Genomic DNA, 18,062 nt, shown 5'->3' with positions numbered 1-18,062 from the left:
GCGGATGATCGTTTCGGAGGCATTCAGGGGCAAGAGCTACGCGGTGCTGGGCCTGGCGCGCTCTGGCCTCGCCACGGTCGATACGCTGGTGGCGAGCGGTGCGCGCGTCGTCGCCTGGGACAGCCGGGAGGAAGCGCGCGCGCTGGTCGCGGACAAGGCGGAACTGGGCGATCCCATGGAGATCGACCTGTCCGGCTTCGACGGCATCGTCGTCTCGCCGGGCGTGCCGCTCAACAAACATCCCATCGCGATGCGTGCGAAGCTGGCGGGCGTGCCGATCATCGGCGACATCGAACTGTTCGCGCTCGCCCGGCCCACGCTGCCGCCGCACAAGGTTGTCGGCATCACCGGCACCAACGGCAAGTCGACCACCACCGCGCTGATCCACCATATCGTTGGGCAGGCGGGCTATCCCACGGTCATGGGCGGCAATATCGGCCTGCCGATCCTCAGCCAGCCGCCGCTGGAGCCGAACCTGCATGGTGTGGGCGTCTATGTGCTGGAACTGTCCAGCTACCAGATCGACCTGACCCACAGCCTCGACTGCGATGTCGCGGTGCTGCTCAACATCACGCCGGACCATCTGGATCGCTATAATGGCTTTGAGGGCTATGTGGCGTCGAAGGCCCGGCTGTTCGCGATGCAGTCGCCAAAGCATGTGGCGGTGATTGCAGCGGAAGACGGACCGAGCCGCAAAATTGCCGAGAGCTTGTGCTCCTGCGAAAGCAGGAGCACAAGCTCTGGCGAAGCGCTCGATCCTGGGCTCCTGCTTTCGCAGGAGCACGGCGTGATGAAGGTGCAATCAACCGACATCAACCCCGTCGACCAACTCACATGGCCCGCGCTTCAAGGCCCGCACAACGCCCAGAATGCGGCGGTCGCCATCGCCGTAGCAAAGGCGCTGGGCATCGACGACGCGACCATCGCCAGCGCCCTCGCCAGCTACGCCAGCCTCCCCCACCGGATGCAGGCGGTCCGCACCCTGAACGGCGTCCTCTACGTCAACGACAGCAAGGCGACCAATCCCGCATCGACCGCGCCGGCGCTCGCCGCCTGGCCGCCACGGGACGGCAAGCCTCGCATCCACTGGATCGTTGGCGGTCTCGCCAAGACCGATAATCTGGACGAGTGCGCCCCGCATTTCGCCAATATCGCCCATGCCTATACTATCGGTGAAGCGGGGCATATGTTCGCCGATCTGCTGCGTGCCTCTATGGCGGTGGATGACAGCGAGATGCTAAGCGCCGCCGTCCGGCGCGCCGCGCGTATCGCCCGGCCGGGCGATGTGGTGCTGTTGTCGCCGGCTTGCGCCAGCTTCGATCAGTTTCGGGATTTCGAGGCGCGCGGCGATGCTTTCGCCGCGGCCGTGAACGCGCTGGAATAAAGGAAGAAGGTTTCGGGGCGGCGCGATGGGTAGAAAGGGAACAGGGATGTCCAAGGCTGGCGAACTGGTGAAGGGCTTTCGCACCCGCACCGTTCCGCGTGAGCGGACGGCGCTTGCCATCTGGTTCTGGGAAATCGACCGCGTCCTCCTGTCGTTGATCGTCACCTTGATGGCGATCGGCCTGGTCGCCGTCGCCGCCGCATCCCCCGTCGCCGCGATCGACCGGTCGACCGCGCAGATCGCGGTCAATCCGCTCATCTATTTCTACCGTCAGCTCATGTGGGTGTTCATCGGCCTGCCGATCATGCTGGTCATCTCCATGCTGCCCCGGCCGCAGGCGCGGCGGCTGGCGATCTTCCTGTGCGCCTTCTTCTTCCTGATGCTGCTGTTCGTGCCGCTGCTGGGGTCGACGGTGAACGGCGCCAAGCGCTGGATCGACCTGCCGGGCTTCCGCTTCCAGCCCTCCGAATTTCTGAAACCGGCTTATGTGGTGACGCTTGCCTGGCTGCTGTCGCTGCGCACCAAGGATCAGAGCCTGCCGGTGATGCCGTTGACCGGCGTCATGACGTTGCTGATCGCCGCGATCCTGATGCGCCAGCCCGATTTCGGCCAGACGGTGATTTTCCTTGCCTGCTGGGGATGCCTGCTGCTGCTGTCGGGGCTGGAGATGCGCTGGATCGCCATGCTGGGCGGCGCGGGCCTGGCCGGGTTGATCGCGGTCTATATGTTTTACGAAAATGGCCGTCAGCGCATCAATGACTTCCTGGGGATCGGTGTGCAGATGGATACCGGCCCGGACCAGACCGACCTTGCCTTCCGCACCATCACCCATGGCGGCTTCACCGGCGTCGGGCCGGGCGGGGGGCAGAACAAGTTCCGCCTGCCCGAAGCGCATACCGACTATATCTTCTCGGTGATCGGGGAGGAGTTCGGCCTGCTCGCCTGCATCGCCATCGCCTGCGTCTACCTTGCCATCGTGGTGCGCGTGCTGCTGCGCCTGCTGGATGAGGAGGATAATTTCACCATCCTCGCCGCCGCCGGCCTCACCACCCAGTTCGGGTTGCAGGCGATCATCAACATGGGCGTCAATGCGCAGATATTTCCGTCCAAGGGCATGACGCTGCCCTTTATCAGCTACGGTGGCTCCTCTATGCTGGCGCTTTGTATCGGCGTCGGCCTGCTGCTCGCATTCACGCGGCGCAACCCCTTCATGGGTCGGCACACGGTCGTCAAATGGAGTGGTCGATGAGCATTTCCCGTCACTTCGTCCTCGCCGCCGGCGGGACGGGGGGTCATATGATTCCAGCCCATGCCGTGGCCGAGGAACTGATGGCGCGCGGCCATCATGTCGCCCTCGTCACCGATGAGCGGGGCGCCAGGATTCCCGGCATCTTCGATCATGCGCCGGACAATCGGGCGCAGGTCCATGTCATGCCCGCCGGGCGCATGACCAGGAATCCGGCGAGCTGGCCCCGCGCGCTCAAGGCGATCCTGGCCGGGCGCGCCATGGCCCGCCGGTTGAACGAGACATTCCGCCCGACCGCCGTGGTCGGCTTTGGCGGCTATCCCGCCATGCCCGCGCTGCTGGGCGCGCTGGCGGACGGCATCCCGACCGCTCTTCATGAACAGAATGCGGTGCTGGGCCGGGTCAACCGCCTGCTTGCCGGGCGGGTCGACGCCATCGCCACCGCCTATCCGCAGGTCGAGCGTCTCAAAGGGCGATATGCCGCCAAGGTGCATCTGATCGGCAACCCGGTGCGCGAGGAAGTAAAGGCGCTGCGCGACGAGGAATTTCCCGCGCTGACCGACGAAAGCGTCTTCCGCGTGTTGGTGATCGGCGGCAGCCAGGGCGCGACCGTGCTCTCCAGCGTCGTGCCGGAGGGGCTGTCGATGCTCCCGGTCGCGCTGCGCCGCCGACTCCAGGTGACGCAGCAATGCCGCGCCGAGGATATTGAGCGCGTGCGCAAAACCTATGCGGAGATGGAAATCCCCGCCGATCTCGCCACCTATTTCAACGATGTGCCCGAAAAGCTGGGCTGGTCGCATCTGGTGATCGCGCGCGCGGGCGCATCGACGCTGGCGGAACTGACCTGCGCGGGCCGCCCGGCGATCCTGATCCCGCTGCCCAGCGCCATGGACGATCATCAGACCGCCAACGCGAAGGAAATGACCGAGGCGGGCGGCGCGCGCACCATAGCGCAGGCGCGCTTTACCGCCGTCGAACTCGCCAAGCAGATGCAGAAGATGGCGCTCGAACCCGGCGCGCTTCAGAACGCGGCGAAGCGCGCCCGCAACTGCGGCCGCCCCGACGCCGCGCGCGACATGGCCGACCTGCTCGAAAGCATCGGCAAGGCGCCGATCATGAACGACCCGGTCAAGGCCGGCCCGGCCCCGACCACGCTCAATTTGCGGGGTGTTCCGGCGTGATTTCTATATTCAAAATCCTCCCCGGTACGGGGAGGTGGCAGCCCGAAGGGCTGACGGAGGGGGCGATCCTCCCGGTGCGGCGTGTGGGGGGAACCCCCTCCACCACCGCTTCGCGGCGGTCCCCCTCCCCATATTGGGGAGGAATAGCATGAAGGGTGTCGGCACCGACATCGGCACGATCCATTTCATCGGCATCGGCGGCATCGGCATGTCCGGTATTGCCGAGGTGATGCATAATCTGGGTTATAGCGTGCAGGGCAGTGACGTTGCCGAAGGCTATGTCGTGGAAGGTCTGCGCAAGAAGGGTATCAAGGTGATGATCGGCCACAAGGCCGAAAATCTGGGCGACGCCGCCGTGGTCGTCACCTCCACCGCGATCAAGCGCGGCAATCCGGAGGTCGAACTGGCGCTGGAGACCCGCATCCCCGTCATTCGCCGCGCCGAGATGCTGGCCGAACTGATGCGCTTGAAGTCGACCGTCGCGGTCGCGGGCACCCATGGCAAGACCACGACCACCTCGATGGTCGCGGCGCTGCTGGATGCGGGCGGGGTGGACCCGACCGTCATCAACGGCGGCATCATCAACAGCTATGGCTCCAACGCGCGCCTGGGCAACAGCGACTGGATGGTGGTGGAGGCCGACGAGAGCGACGGCAGCTTCCTGCGCCTCGACGGCACGATCGCGGTCGTGACCAACATCGATCCGGAGCATCTCGATCATTATGGCAATTTCGACCGGGTGAAGGACGCCTTCGTCGAGTTTGTCGGCAACGTGCCTTTTTATGGCGCGGCGATGCTCTGCCTCGACCATCCCGAAGTGCAGGCCATATTGCCGCGCGTGCAGGACCGCCGCATCGTCACCTACGGCTTCTCGGCGCAGGCCGATATTCGCGGGGAAAATGTGCGGCCGGTGCCCGGCGGCAATATTTTCGACGTCGTCATCCGCGATCGCGACGGCAAGGTCGAGAAGATCGACGACGTCATGCTGCCAATGCCAGGAAAACATAATGTTTCCAATAGTTTGGCTGCGATAGGCGTGGCCCTGCAGCTTGGCATTCCCCATAGCGTCATATGCACGGGTTTCGAGAAGTTCGGGGGCGTCAAGCGCCGCTTCACCAAGGTCGGCGAGATCGCGACGGGCGACGGGATCGCCACCGTCATCGACGATTATGGCCATCACCCGGTCGAAATCCGCGCCGTGCTCGCCGCTGCGCGCGAAGGCGCGAAAGGGCGCGTCATCGCCGTGGTCCAGCCGCACCGCTTCACCCGTCTCCATGACCTGATGGACGAGTTTCAGCAGGCCTTCAACGACGCCGACATGGTCTATGCCGCCCCGGTCTACACCGCTGGCGAGCAGCCGATCGAAGGTGTGGACAGCGCGGCGCTGGTCGCCGGCCTCAAGCGCCGGGGCCATCGCCACGCCTCGACCATCGCCGATGCCGACGAACTGGCATCGGTCCTCGCCGCCGACATCCAGCCCGACGACATGGTCATCTGCCTGGGTGCTGGCGACATTACCAAATGGGCGGCGGGCCTCGCCCCGGCCGTTACCGACAAGGTGAAGGAAGCCGTCTGATGTTCGAACTGTTCGCCGTTGGCCTGGAAATGCAGAAGCGCATGATCGACGCCCAGATGCAGGGTGTCGAGGCTGCGCGCGGTATGGTGGAAGCAGCGCAGCGCAATGTGAAGGCCAACATGGCCGCGCATGAAGCGGGGCAGGCGGGCATGAAGGCGATGAAAAGCTGGATGAGCCTGTGGGGTGTTCGCGGTTGACGGTGACGCTTGCCCTTCCGCTCGTTCGCGGCACGCTCAAGGGGGATGCTCCGTTGGCCCCGCTCGTCTGGTTCAAGGCGGGCGGTGCGGCGCAATGGTTGTTCGAACCGAAGGATGCCGAAGATCTCTCCGATTTTCTTGGCCAGCTCGATCCGTCGGTGCCGGTCATGGCGCTCGGCCTTGGTTCCAACCTCATCGTCCGCGATGGCGGCGTGCCGGGCGTGGTCGTGCGGCTGGGCAAGCCCTTCGCGAAGGTCGAGAGCCTTGACGCCACCACGCTCGTCTGCGGCGGCGGCGCGTCGGGGATTCTCGTTTCCTCCACTGCGCGCGATGCGGGCGTGGCGGGCCTCGAATTTCTGCGTTCCATTCCCGGCACGGTCGGCGGCTTCGTGCGGATGAACGGCGGCGCCTATGGCCGCGAGACGTGCGACATCCTTATCGAATGCGACGTCGTCTTGCGTTCGGGCGAGCGGGTGACGCTCTCCAACGCTGATCTTGGCTACACCTATCGCCATTCGACCCTGCCCGAAGGCGCGGTCGTAGTGAGTGCGACCTTCCGCGGCCATCCCGGCGAACCCGCCGCGATCCAGGCCGAAATGGATCGCATTGCCGCCGCGCGCGAGGAAAGCCAGCCGCTGCGCAGCAAGACCGGCGGCTCCACCTTCAAGAACCCGGAGGGCCACAAGGCCTGGGCCTTGGTCGATGAAGCCGGGTGCCGTGGCCTGGTTCTGGGCGGTGCGCAGGTGAGCGAGAAGCACACCAACTTCCTCCTCAACTTAGGCGACGCCACCAGCGCCGACATCGAAGCGTTGGGCGAGGAAGTACGGCGGCGCGTGAAGGAAAAGAGCGGCGTCGAACTGGAATGGGAAATTCAGCGGGTCGGGGTGGCGAAATGACATCACCTCCTTTCACCCCGTCATCCCAGCGGAGGCTGGGTTCTCTCTTTTCTTCATGCGCTGCGCCAAAAGGCAGTGAGATCCCAGCCTTCGCTGGGATGACGGTGGATAATATTCTGGAGCATATCGCATGACCCGTGGTCCCTGGCATGTCGCTGTTCTGATGGGCGGCTGGTCGGCGGAGCGGCCGGTGTCGCTGTCTTCGGGCGAGGGCGTTGCCAAGGCGCTGGAATCGCGCGGGCATCGGGTCACGCGGATCGACATGGATCGCAACGTCGCCCTGCGATTGGCGGAGACCAGGGCCGATGTCGTGTTCAACGCGCTTCATGGCGTCCCTGGAGAGGACGGCACGGTGCAGGGCATGATGGACCTGATGGGTCTTACCTATACCCATTCGGGCCTCGCCACCTCAGTCATCGCGATCGACAAGCAACTCACCAAGCAGGCGCTCGTTCCCCATGGCATCCCGATGCCCGGTGGCCATATCGTGGAAAGCGAAAGCCTTTATGCAGGCGATCCGCTGCCGCGCCCCTATGTGTTGAAGCCGGTGAATGAGGGCAGCTCGGTCGGCGTGGCCATCGTCACCGCCGAAGGCAATTATGGCTCGCCCATCGGTCGTGATGTCGTTGGTCCGTGGCAGGAATTTCCCGAGCTGCTCGCCGAACCCTATATTCGCGGGCGGGAACTCACCACCGCCGTGCTGGGCGACGAAGCGCTGCTCGTGACGGAACTGCGCCCCAAAAGCGGCTTCTACGATTTTGACGCCAAATATACCGACGGCATGACGGAGCATGTCTGCCCCGCCAACATCCCGCCCGAAATCACCGAGGCGTGCAAGGCGATCGCGTTGCGCGCCCACCAGTTGCTGGGTTGCAAAGGCGCATCACGCTCCGATTTCCGCTGGGACGACAATCAGGGCGTGGAAGGTCTCTATCTGCTGGAGGTGAATACCCAGCCGGGCATGACGCCGCTCAGCCTTGTCCCCGAACAGGCGGCCAAGCTGGGCATTGACTATGCGACGCTGGTGGAGACTATTGTCGAGGAGGCGCTGACCCGCGCCGAAGGCCAGGAAATTTCTGGGGGCGGACATGGCTGAGGCACGCATTCGGCGCGGCGGCACCGCGCGACTGAGCAGCCCCAGGGGCAAGGCGGGCGGAGGCAGGTCGACCAAGGGCGGCCGTGCGCTCAAGCGCCAGAGCTGGGTCGACCGGCTGATCGAACTGATCCCCGTCAGCGAAGCCACGCTCCAGCGCATGGCGAGCTGGGCCATCGTTGCCATCGTCGGCGGCGTCGCCATCGCCATCGCCATCTTCATGGGCCTGCCCGGCATGGCCCGGCAGCAGGCGGCAGACATCGCCGCCCGCGCCGGTTTCGAGGTCGAGAAGGTCGAGGTGCGCGGCGTCGAGCGGATGGACGAACAGTCCGTCTACAATATCGCGCTGGGTCAGGTGGACCGCTCCATGCTCTCGCTCGACCTGCCCAAGGTCCGGACAGAGATGCTGAAACTGGGCTGGGTCAAGGACGCCCGCATTTCCCGCCGTTTGCCCGACACTTTGGTCGTGGACATTGTCGAGCGTGATCCGGTCGCGGTGTGGCAGCATGACGGCCAGTTGCACCTGATCGACGTACAGGGCGTGGTGCTTCAATCGGTCGCCGCCAACGCCGTGCCTGATCTTCCGCTGGTCGTCGGTCCCAACGCCAACCTCCAGACCGCCGGCCTCAACAAGCTGATGGAGAACGCGCCCGCCCTGAAGCCGATGCTCGCCGGTGCGACCTGGGTCGGGAACCGGCGCTGGGATCTGCGCTTTCAGTCGGGGGAAACGCTCTCTCTGCCGGAAGGTGACAAGGAGTCGGCCTCCGCCCTGGTGAATTTCGCGCGGATGGACGGGGTTAACCGGCTGCTTGGCCGGGGCATCGTCAAGTTCGACATGCGCGATCCCGACCGCTTCGTCCTGCGCCTGCCGCAGGGTCGGGTCGAGGAGAAGCCGACGGACGCGGCGGCGACCGGCAAGCTGCTGGGCGCCAAGGCGCCGGCCGAAGGCGAGGAAGGCTAGATCCATGGCGCAGCCCAAGGTCGAAAAGCTCTTTACCGCGATCGACATTGGCTCCTGGAAGGTGTCCGCGCTGATCGCGGGACGCACCGACACCGGTGAACTCGCGATCCTGGGTACAGGCCAGCGCGAGAGCCGGGGCGTGCGCCGCGGCTTCATCGCCGACATGGAGCGCACCGAACTGGCTGTGCGTGAGACGGTGGAGCAGGCCGAGCGCGTCGCCGGCACCAATATCGAGGATGTCTGGGTCAGCTTTTCCGGTGGCAGCCTGGTCAGCGATGTCGTCACGGTCGAGCGCGACATGGGCGGCTATCGCGTCGAGCAGGCCGATATCGACGATCTCTTGACTACCGGGCAGCAGGGCATCGACCCCGATGGCCGCATCGTCCTCCACGCCCAGCCGACCTGTTTCACCATCAACGGCAGGGTGCCGGTCAAGAAGCCGCTGGGGATGCACGCCGACCTGCTGGGCGTCGACATTCATGTCGTGCTGGCGGATGGCGCGCCGCTCGCCAATCTCGACCTGTGCGTGCGCGGTGCGTATCTGAACGTCAATTCGATCGTCGCTTCGCCGATCGCGACCGGCCTTGCCTGCCTGTCGGAAGAGGAACGGGACCTGGGCGTCGCGCTGGTGGAGCTGGGCGCGGGCGTGACCAATGTGTCGCTTTATGCGGGCGGGATGCTGGTGGGTCTTCATTCGATCCCGATCGGCGCCGCGGACATTACCGACGACATCGCGTCCGCCTTTGGCATTCGTCGCAGCCAAGCGGAACGGATCAAATGCTTCTATGGTTCCGCCATGCAAAATCCGCGCGATTTCCGTGAGATGATCGAAATCGCATCGCCTCATGGCGAGATTGCCGTGGCGGGGCAAGCCGCCGGTCCCAATGCCGAAGGCGGCAAGATCACTCGCGCCGCTCTGGTAGGCGTCATCTGTGAACGGCTCAACCAGATCATGACCGAAATCAACGGCGCGCTCGCGGGCATGGGGTTCAACTCACCCACGGGCCGTCAGGTGGTGCTGACCGGCGGTGGCGCGGAAATGAAGGGCATTGCCGACTATGCGCAGGGCGCTTTGGGCCGAGCCGTGCGGATCGGGCGGCCAAGGGGCTTGTCCGCCATGCCCGAAGCGCATAGTGGGCCGGCTTTCGCGACATTGGCGGGACTGGCGCTCTACGGCGCTTCCAACCCGGTTGATCTCCGCACCATGGCGCCTGCGCCGCAGACCGTGCATCGCCTCGGTGCGCCCCTGTGGTGGCAACGGATGATGCGCGCCATGCGGACCAACTATTGAGATGAATTATGGCGAAGACGAAAATAGCTGGTGAATCCCCTATTTTCTGGTGTTAACAATATATGACGATGTTGCTTCCTGATCCGGAAGCTGAGGGAGCAGAATTTATGAGCATTGAGATCAGCCCGCCCCATGTGGACGAACTGAAGCCGCGCATCGCGGTGATCGGTGTCGGCGGCGCGGGCGGCAATGCCATCGCGAACATGATCGCGGCCTCGGTCGAGGGTGTCGACTTCATCGTGGCCAACACGGATGCACAGGCGCTCAATTCCTCGCCGGCTGAGCGCCGCATCCAGCTTGGGCCGCAGATTACCGAAGGCCTGGGCGCTGGCTCGCGTCCCGAAATAGGGAAGGCGGCCGCCGAAGAAACCATCGTTTCGGTGGAACAGGCGCTCGACGGCGCGCATATGTGTTTCATCACCGCCGGCATGGGCGGCGGCACCGGCACCGGCGCGGCTCCCGTCATCGCGAAGGCTGCGCGGGATCGCGGCATCCTGACCGTCGGCGTCGTGACCAAGCCCTTCACCTTCGAGGGCAGCCGCCGCATGAAGTCGGCGGAGAGCGGCATTGAGGAACTGCAGAAGCATGTCGATACCCTCATTGTCATCCCGAACCAGAATCTCTTCCTGATCGCCAATCCCAACACCACCTTCAAGGAAGCCTTCCAGATGGCGGACGAGGTGTTGCAGCAGGGCGTGCGCAGCATCACCGACCTGATGATTATGCCGGGCCTCATCAACCTCGATTTCGCCGACGTCCGTTCGGTGATGGGGGAAATGGGCAAGGCGATGATGGGCACCGGCGAAGCGGAAGGCGACGGCCGTGCGCTCCAGGCGGCGGAAAAGGCGATCGCCAACCCGCTGCTCGACGGCGTGTCGATGCGCGGCGCGAAGGGCGTGATCGTCTCGATCGTCGGTGGGGACGACATGCGCCTGATGGAAGTGGACGAAGCCGCCAACCATATCCGCGAACTGGTCGATCCGGACGCGAACATCATCTGGGGTTCGGCCTTCAACGACAATCTGAACGGCAAGATCCGCGTGTCCGTGGTCGCCACGGGCATCGACAGCGATGTCGGCAATCATGCCGCGCCCCTGACCCAGCCGTTCAGCTTCGCCAGCCGCCCGGCCGTCGCCGTGCCGCAATCCGCTTCGAAGCCGGCGGCGCCTGCGCCACAGCCCGCCCCGACACCTGAGCCGGAAATGCTGGAACTGGACGTCCCCGAAGCGCCCGCGCCTGCGCCGGTTGAACAACTCGTCGCGCCAGCGCCCTTGTCGCCGTCCAAGCCTGCGGCCGTCTTCTCGGACGAAGACCCGGATCAGGATGAACTGGTGCTGGGCGCTGACAGTGCCGAAGCGCCTGTGCCCGTCGCCCCGGCCCAGCCGGAACCCGCGCCGCGCGTCGCCACCGGCGGCACGCTGTTTGAGCGGATGGCGGGTCTGACCCGTGGCAGCGAAAAGGCGCCGGGTCCGGATGAGGGCGCGCCGGGGGTCGATATCCCGCGTTTCCTCAATCGTCAGAGCAATCAGTAAGAGGCCGGTCGCGCGGCTCCTGTGCCGCGCGCCGTCCATGCAAAGAGCGCGTCATCGGCCGTCCGGCGCGGCCTGACGCGCTTTTTTATGGCGTCAATTTCCCATTCACGCCGGATCGGTTAAGGCAGGAATGTGATAAAATCTCTTCCCCGGATTCTCGCCTCCGCCGTCGGCGGTCTGCTCCTTGCCGGCACCGTCCAAGCCCAGACCGATCAGGCCCAGATGACGCGCCCGCTGGGTGCCGCCGACCTCAACAGCAATCTGTCTCGGCTGGCGGCCAATCCGCGTGACGTCACCGCCCTGATCGGGGCGGGGGAGGCGGCGCTTGCGTTGGACGATCCCCATGGCGCCGCCGGTTTCTTCGCGCGCGCCGATGCGATCGAAAGCGGCAATGGCCGGATCAAGGCGGGGTTGGCGCGGGTGATGCTCAAGCTGCAAAATCCCACCGAAGCCGTGCGCCTGTTCGATCAGGCGGCGCGTCTGGGTTATCCCGACACGACTATCCTGGCTGACCGCGGCCTGGCGCATGACATGACCGGCGACCAGGCCGGGGCGCAGCGCGATTATCAAGCAGCGCTGCGGCGCACGCCCGATGATCCCGAACTGATCCGCCGCTATGCCGCTTCTCTGGGCATATCTGGCCAGATCCAGGCAGCGGACAAGGTTCTGGAGCCGCTGCTTTACAAGAGCGACCGGGCTGCCTGGCGCTATCGCGCGTTCATCTATGCGATGAACAACCGGCAGGCCGATGCGAAGAAGGTCGCCGAACAGACTATGCCGGTGCAGCTTGCCGCTGCGATCACGCCCTATATGCAGAAAATGCCCTATCTGACCGCGCAGCAGAAGGCGGCGGCGGTGCATTTTGGTCAGTTCCCGGCGCAAATCGGCACGACCATCGCTACCATCACGCCGACGCCCCCGGCGCCCGGCCTGACGCCGCCGACCGCGGTTCCGACCGTGGTGGCGGCAGCGCCGTCCGGCCCGCCGCAGCAGGCAAAACCGCTCAGCCGCGCCGAACAACGCCGCCAAAGTCGCGACGCTGCCCGCCTTGCGCGTACCGAGGGGCTAGCCGCCGCGCGCGCGGCGACATCCGCGCAACGGCCGCCCTTGCCCACCGCGCGCCAACCGCAGGTTGCGCTGGCGCAAACGACCCGGCCCACGCCACCCCCAGCATCGCCGCAGGTTCAGACCGTTCCGCCGACATCGACGCCCCCCGCCGTATCCGCTCCGTCGCCTGCGCGCCCGCCCGTCGTATCGTCCCCATCGGTGCAGGGGCCGCCCGCGCCGGGCTTCGACGCGATCGACAGGCCTGCGCCGCCACCGCCGTCCACCAATGCCGGGTCGCAGCTCAATGCGATCACGCTGGCACAGGCATCCGCCCCGGCGCCTGTACCGCCGACCCAATCGTCTCCCGCATCGCAACCGGCCACCGTCCAGCAGATTACGCCGGTGCCACCGCAGCCCAACCCGGAGGCGACGCGCACTCTGGCCGACATCATCCGCGCGATCGATGTGCCCGCTGCCGAGCGACAGACGAGCGTCGCCGCCGTTGACCTGAACGAGGTCGCTGCGCTCCAGGCCCGGCGTCGTGCCGAGCGTCAAGCCGCCGCAAAGGCTGCTGCGGACAAGGCGAAGAAGGAAGCCGTCGCCAAGGCCAAGGCGGAAGCTGATGCCAAGGCGAAAAAGGAGGCGGAGGAAAAGAAGCGTCTGGCCGACAATCCGTCGCGCAACTGGTTGCAGGTGGGCGTGGGCCAGAGCAAGTCCGCGCTGGACTTCACCATGAAGGGGCTACGCAGGAAATATGGCAGCCTCGCCCCGCAGGATGCCTGGAGCGCGAGTTGGGGCCGCACCAACCGCCTCCTTGTCGGCCCCTTCGCCAGCTTCGCTCGCGCCAAGGAGCTGGAGGACAAGCTGAAAGCCGCTGGCGCGGACGTGTTCGCCTGGAAAAGCGGCGCGGGGGAAGTGGTCGAGAAGCTGGCGGGCGAGTAGGAGGGCGTCCCATGACGATCCTTGCATCCTATGCCTGCCATCCGGCGAACAGCCGCGGCCGCCTCCATGCGGAGCCGCACGGCGAAATGCGTGGGCCGCGCGACATCTTCCAGCGTGATCGCGACCGCATCATCCATTCGATCGCCTTCCGCCGCCTGCGTCACAAGACGCAGGTGTTCGTCTCGCCCGACGGCGATCATTTCCGCGTCCGCCTGACCCACAGCCTGGAAGTCGCGCAGATCGGCCGCACCACCGCGCGCACGCTGGGCCTCAACGAAGACCTGACCGAAGCGCTTTGCCTTGCCCATGACATCGGCCATCCGCCCTTCGGCCATGCGGGGGAGGATGCGCTGGAGGCCGCGCTCGACGATCATGGCGGCTTCGATCACAACGCTCATACGCTGCGCACGCTGATGCTGCTGGAAAGCCCTTATCCGCGCTTCCGGGGGCTGAACCTGAGTTGGGAGATGCTGGAGGGGCTGGCCAAGCATAATGGCCCGATCGACCGACCCGGCTGGGCGATGCGCGAACTGGATGCGCTCTATCCGCTCGACCTGACGAGCCATGCCTCGCTGGAGGCGCAGCTCGCGGCGATTTCCGACGACATCGCCTATGACAATCACGATATCGACGATGGCCTGCGCGCCGGGCTGCTGACGCTGGAGCAGTTGCTGGAGGTGCCGTTCGTGGCGACCTGCTGGGACCGGGTGCGCGCCCGCTATCCCGATGTGCCACAGGACCGCTTGCTGCGCGAACTGGTGCGCGAGCAGATCGGCGTCATGGCCAATGACCTGATCGCCGCCAGCCGCCGCGACATCGTTGAATCGGGCGTCGAGACGGTCGAGGATGTTCGCGCCCTCGGTCGCACCCTGGTGGCTTTTTCGCCCGACCTGGCGGCGCAGGAACGTGATCTCAAGCGCTTCATGTATGCAAGCCTTTACCACCATCCCGAACAGCTTGCGGCGGCCGATCGGGCGCGGGTGATCGTCACCGACCTGTTCCGCGCCTATCAGGCCGATCCGGCGTTGATGTCCGCGGAATGGCGCGACGACTGCGCGCTGGCGGAGCCTACCCGCAGCCGTCACATCGCCGACTTCATCGCCGGCATGACCGACCGCTTCGCCGAAAAGCGCCATGCGGAGATTTTCGGGGTTATTCCTTCCCTGTAAGGGGAGGATGTTTGTAGCGCATTGACGCGCCCCGTCGTTTGACGCAATGCACATATGTCTCCGGCGGATTCGTCCGTCGGGCATGATGCGGGAGAGCATGGGAAGCCTTTGAGGCCGACCCGTCGCCGAAGGAGCAACCGCCCCGGAATCTCTCAGGCCAAAGGACCGCATCGCGCGCAAGGCACTCTGGAAAGCGGACGGGTTTCCGTCCCACCGAAGGGGTAAGCCATGTGGCCGCAAGGCCGATGGTCAAAGCTCTCAGGTTCCGTGACAGAGGGGGTGGCAGACGTAACGGGTCCGATTCCGGGCATGTGCGTTTGTCGCCAATAACCCTGCACGGAAAGGCCGCCCCCAATGTCCGGCAATGACGACATCGCCCATATCGAAGAAGAATTGCCGCTGCAGGATCTGCCGCTGGACACCTGGCACCGCGCCAAAGGTGCGCGCATGGTCGGTTTCGCCGGCTATCATATGCCGATCCAGTATGAAGGCATCATGGCCGAACATAGCTGGACCCGCGAACATGCGGGCCTGTTCGATGTCAGCCATATGGGGCAGATCAGCTTCTCCGGCGAAGGCGTGGATGAGGCGCTGGAGCATCTGCTGCCCAGCGACATCAAGGGATTGCAGCCCTTCCGCCAGCGCTATTCGATGCTGCTGGACGAAGAGGGCGGCATCCTGGACGACCTGATGGTCTCACGCCCCGGAGACGGCGCGTTCGATGGCGCTGCCATCTACATGGTGGTCAACGGCGCGACCAAATATGACGATATGGGCTGGATGATCGAGCATCTGCCCGATGAGGTCGTGATGAATCACATGGACGAGCAGGCGCTGCTCGCCCTCCAGGGGCCGGAGGCCGGTGAGGCGCTGGCCAGCCTGATCCCTGAAACCGCCGACCTTCTCTTCATGCAGTCCGGCCCGTTCACCTGGCGCGGGGTGTCACTGTGGATCAGTCGGTCGGGCTATACCGGCGAAGATGGTTTCGAAATCAGCGTTCCTGCCGAGGATGTGGTGCTGCTGGCCGATGCGCTGTGCGCCTTGCCGCAGGTGAAGCCCATCGGCCTTGGCGCGCGGGACTCGCTGCGTCTGGAAGCGGGGCTGCCGCTCTACGGCCATGATCTGACGCCCGCCGTCAGCACCATCGGCGCGGACCTGGGTTTCGCCATCCAGAAGCGCCGCCGCGAAGAGGGTGGTTTCATCGGCCATGTCCGCGTGATGAAGGAATTGGCCGATGGTCCTGCTGCCAGGCGCGTGGGCCTCAAGATCGAGGGCCGTCTGCCCGCCCGCGAAGGCGCGACCATCTATGCCGGCGCAAGCCAGGTGGGCGAAGTCACATCCGGCGGCTTTGCACCGACCGTGGGCGCGCCGATCGCCATGGGCTGGGTCAGCCTGCCCCATGCCGCCGTCGACACTGCGCTTGAAATAGAAGTGCGCGGCAAGCGCATCGCCGCCACCGTGGCGCCGATGCCGTTCGTGCCGCACCGTTACCGCCGCAAGGCCTGAGTTTTTCTTTCCGACCTTTTGTCGGTCATGATTTTCAAGCAAATCATTCCGGGGAGTATCATCATGAGCCGTTATTTCACCGACGAACATGAATGGATCGATGTCGAGGGCGAAATCGCCACCGTCGGCATCACCGACTATGCGCAGGAACAGTTGGGCGACATCGTGTTCGTCGAACTGCCCGCCGAAGGGACCAATTTCGAAAAGGGCGACGACGCCGCGGTCGTGGAGTCGGTCAAGGCCGCTTCCGACGTTTACGCACCGATTTCCGGCGAAGTGGTCGAATCCAACAGCGCGCTGGAGGATGAGCCTGCGCTGGTGAACAGCGATGCGGAGGAAGATGGCTGGTTCTTCAAGCTGCGCATCGCCGATGCATCCGAGCTGGAAGGCCTGATGACCGAAGCCGCCTACAAGAAGTTCGTGGCGGCGCTCTGATCCAACAATAGCCCCTCCCTTTCAAGGGAGGGGTTGGGGTGGGTGGCGAGCGAAGCGAGCCTTGCTACCCAACCTCAAGCGTTGCCGGCGATTGCTGCGCAATCGCACCCACCCCCCGACCCCTCCCTTCAAGGGAGGGGGGAGACATGTGAAATGCGCTACCTACCCCTTACCGACACCGACCGGCAGGAGATGCTGTCCGTCATCGGCGCGTCGAGCGTCGATGACCTGTTCGTGGACGTTCCCGCTGAAGCCCGGCTTTCCGGCACGATCGCGGGCCTGCCCGATCATGCCAGTGAACTGGCGGTCGAGCGCCATATGGCGGCGCTGGCGCGGAAAAACCTGTCGGCGGGGGAGGCGCCCTTCTTCCTGGGCGCTGGTGCCTACAAGCATCATGTCCCCGCCAGCGTCGATCATCTGATCCAGCGCGGCGAGTTCCTGACCGCCTATACGCCCTATCAGCCGGAAATCGCGCAGGGCACGTTGCAGGTGCTGTTCGAATTCCAGAGCCAGGTCGCCCGCCTGCTCGGCTGCGACGTCGCCAACGCCTCCATGTATGACGGTTCGACCGCCTGCTGGGAAGCGATCGGCATGGCGCGGCGCATCACCAAGCGTGGCAAGGCGATCCTGTCCTCCGGCCTGCACCCCCATTATGTTTCGGTCGCGAAGACCATGGCGAAGTTCACCGGCGATGCGCTGGTGCATGAAGCCCCGACGCTCGACGCCGCGACGGATATCGACGCGCTGATTGCGGGCATCGACAAGGACACAAGCTGCGTTGTCGTCCAATATCCCGACATTCTCGGCCGCATCGCCGACCTGACCCCGCTCGCCGAAGCCGCCCATGCCGCCGGCGCGCTGCTGGTCGCGGTGGTGACGGAACCGGTTGCCCTGGGTGCGATAAAGGCGCCGGGCGATATGGGCGCGGACATCGTCGTGGGCGAAGGCCAGTCGATCGGCGTCGGCCTCCAGTTCGGTGGGCCTTATCTCGGCCTTTTCGCGTGCAAGCAGAAATATGTCCGTCAGATGCCGGGCCGCCTCTGCGGCGAGACGGTGGACGCAGCAGGCAAGCGCGGTTTCGTGCTGACCCTTTCGACCCGCGAGCAGCATATTCGCCGCGAAAAGGCGACCTCGAACATCTGTACCAACTCCGGTCTCTGCGCGCTGGCGTTCAGCATCCACATGACGCTGTTGGGGGAGAAGGGCCTGCGTGAGCTGGCCGCGCTCAATCATGGGTTCGCGGTCCAGGCGGCGGATCGCCTTGCCAAGGTGCCGGGCGTCACGCTGCTCAACGACAGCTTCTTCAACGAATTTACGCTGATCCTGACGAAGGATGCGCGCGACGTCGTCCGCAATCTCGCCGACAGGGGCGTGCTGGGCGGCGTGTCGCTCGGCCGCCTGTTCCCGGACGCGCCGGCGATCGGCCACGGGCTGGTCGTCGCCGTCACGGAAACGGTCACGCCGGAGGATATCGAAACCTTCGCCAAGGCGCTTGAGGAGGAACTGGCATGATGCATTTCCTCCATCTTGTGCTCCTGCGGAAGCAGGAGCCTAGGGCGACCAAGCTCTGCACCAACCCTGGGTTCCTGCTTTCGCAGGAACACGA

15 protein-coding genes and 1 riboswitch are annotated in these 18,062 nt (G+C 65.2%); all 15 genes read left to right on the top strand.

The annotated features are described in order from the left end of the window. The first annotated feature begins 4 nt into the window (after positions 1–4). The 15 genes from murD to gcvPA all read left to right on the top strand — a co-directional run bounded on the left by murD (position 5) and on the right by gcvPA (position 17,968). Positions 5–1,384, top strand: coding sequence for a UDP-N-acetylmuramoyl-L-alanine--D-glutamate ligase (gene murD, locus MOK15_RS08090; protein ID WP_242931134.1), 1,380 nt, complete (start codon positions 5–7; stop codon positions 1,382–1,384). Positions 1,385–1,430: 46 nt separating this feature from the next. Further along, complete coding sequence (ftsW, locus tag MOK15_RS08085; protein WP_242931133.1) at positions 1,431–2,633, top strand: putative lipid II flippase FtsW; 1,203 nt, start codon at positions 1,431–1,433, stop codon at positions 2,631–2,633. Further along, positions 2,630–3,811, top strand: coding sequence for an undecaprenyldiphospho-muramoylpentapeptide beta-N-acetylglucosaminyltransferase (murG, locus tag MOK15_RS08080; RefSeq protein ID WP_242931132.1), 1,182 nt, complete (start codon positions 2,630–2,632; stop codon positions 3,809–3,811). The genes ftsW and murG overlap by 4 nt, the downstream gene beginning before the upstream one ends. Before the next feature lie 148 nt (positions 3,812–3,959). Further along, on the top strand, positions 3,960–5,387 hold the full coding sequence (gene murC, locus MOK15_RS08075) for a UDP-N-acetylmuramate--L-alanine ligase (RefSeq protein WP_242931131.1): 1,428 nt from the start codon (positions 3,960–3,962) through the stop codon (positions 5,385–5,387). Next, positions 5,387–5,584 carry a hypothetical protein gene (locus MOK15_RS08070; RefSeq protein WP_242931130.1) on the top strand — a complete coding sequence of 66 codons (198 nt, stop codon included), beginning with the start codon at positions 5,387–5,389 and terminating at the stop codon, positions 5,582–5,584. Before murC ends, MOK15_RS08070 begins: the two co-directional genes overlap by 1 nt. Then, positions 5,581–6,480, top strand: coding sequence for a UDP-N-acetylmuramate dehydrogenase (gene murB / locus MOK15_RS08065; protein ID WP_242931129.1), 900 nt, complete (start codon positions 5,581–5,583; stop codon positions 6,478–6,480). The genes MOK15_RS08070 and murB overlap by 4 nt, the downstream gene beginning before the upstream one ends. Before the next feature lie 130 nt (positions 6,481–6,610). Beyond that, positions 6,611–7,576 carry a D-alanine--D-alanine ligase gene (locus tag MOK15_RS08060; RefSeq protein WP_242931128.1) on the top strand — a complete coding sequence of 322 codons (966 nt, stop codon included), beginning with the start codon at positions 6,611–6,613 and terminating at the stop codon, positions 7,574–7,576. After that, entirely contained in the window at positions 7,569–8,534 is a 966-nt protein-coding gene (locus MOK15_RS08055; protein ID WP_242931127.1) for a cell division protein FtsQ/DivIB, read from the top strand. The genes MOK15_RS08060 and MOK15_RS08055 overlap by 8 nt, the downstream gene beginning before the upstream one ends. Before the next feature lie 4 nt (positions 8,535–8,538). Next, positions 8,539–9,825: a cell division protein FtsA gene (gene ftsA / locus MOK15_RS08050; RefSeq protein ID WP_242931126.1), complete on the top strand. Its 1,287-nt coding sequence runs from the start codon at positions 8,539–8,541 to the stop codon at positions 9,823–9,825. 107 nt (positions 9,826–9,932) lie between these two features. Continuing rightward, positions 9,933–11,357 carry a cell division protein FtsZ gene (gene ftsZ / locus MOK15_RS08045; protein ID WP_242931125.1) on the top strand — a complete coding sequence of 475 codons (1,425 nt, stop codon included), beginning with the start codon at positions 9,933–9,935 and terminating at the stop codon, positions 11,355–11,357. Between the two features lie 222 nt (positions 11,358–11,579). Then, a complete protein-coding gene (locus tag MOK15_RS08040; protein WP_242932684.1) occupies positions 11,580–13,346 on the top strand; it encodes a tetratricopeptide repeat protein in 1,767 nt (588 codons plus the stop codon). Positions 13,347–13,357: 11 nt separating this feature from the next. After that, positions 13,358–14,515, top strand: coding sequence for a deoxyguanosinetriphosphate triphosphohydrolase (locus MOK15_RS08035; RefSeq protein ID WP_242931124.1), 1,158 nt, complete (start codon positions 13,358–13,360; stop codon positions 14,513–14,515). Positions 14,516–14,593: 78 nt separating this feature from the next. Beyond that, a riboswitch (glycine riboswitch) is annotated at positions 14,594–14,693 on the top strand. Positions 14,694–14,869: 176 nt separating this feature from the next. Further along, complete coding sequence (gcvT, locus tag MOK15_RS08030) at positions 14,870–16,021, top strand: glycine cleavage system aminomethyltransferase GcvT (RefSeq protein ID WP_242931123.1); 1,152 nt, start codon at positions 14,870–14,872, stop codon at positions 16,019–16,021. A 63-nt stretch (positions 16,022–16,084) separates the two neighbouring features. Beyond that, positions 16,085–16,456 (top strand): glycine cleavage system protein GcvH, encoded by a 372-nt coding sequence (gcvH, locus tag MOK15_RS08025; RefSeq protein ID WP_242931122.1) that lies wholly within the window; start codon positions 16,085–16,087, stop codon positions 16,454–16,456. 153 nt (positions 16,457–16,609) lie between these two features. Continuing rightward, positions 16,610–17,968 carry an aminomethyl-transferring glycine dehydrogenase subunit GcvPA gene (gcvPA, locus tag MOK15_RS08020; RefSeq protein WP_242931121.1) on the top strand — a complete coding sequence of 453 codons (1,359 nt, stop codon included), beginning with the start codon at positions 16,610–16,612 and terminating at the stop codon, positions 17,966–17,968. Positions 17,969–18,062 lie beyond the last annotated feature (94 nt).

The organism is Sphingobium sp. BYY-5, assembly GCF_022758885.1.
Lineage (GTDB): Bacteria > Pseudomonadota > Alphaproteobacteria > Sphingomonadales > Sphingomonadaceae > Sphingobium.
This window is presented reverse-complemented; position numbering and strand designations above follow the sequence as displayed.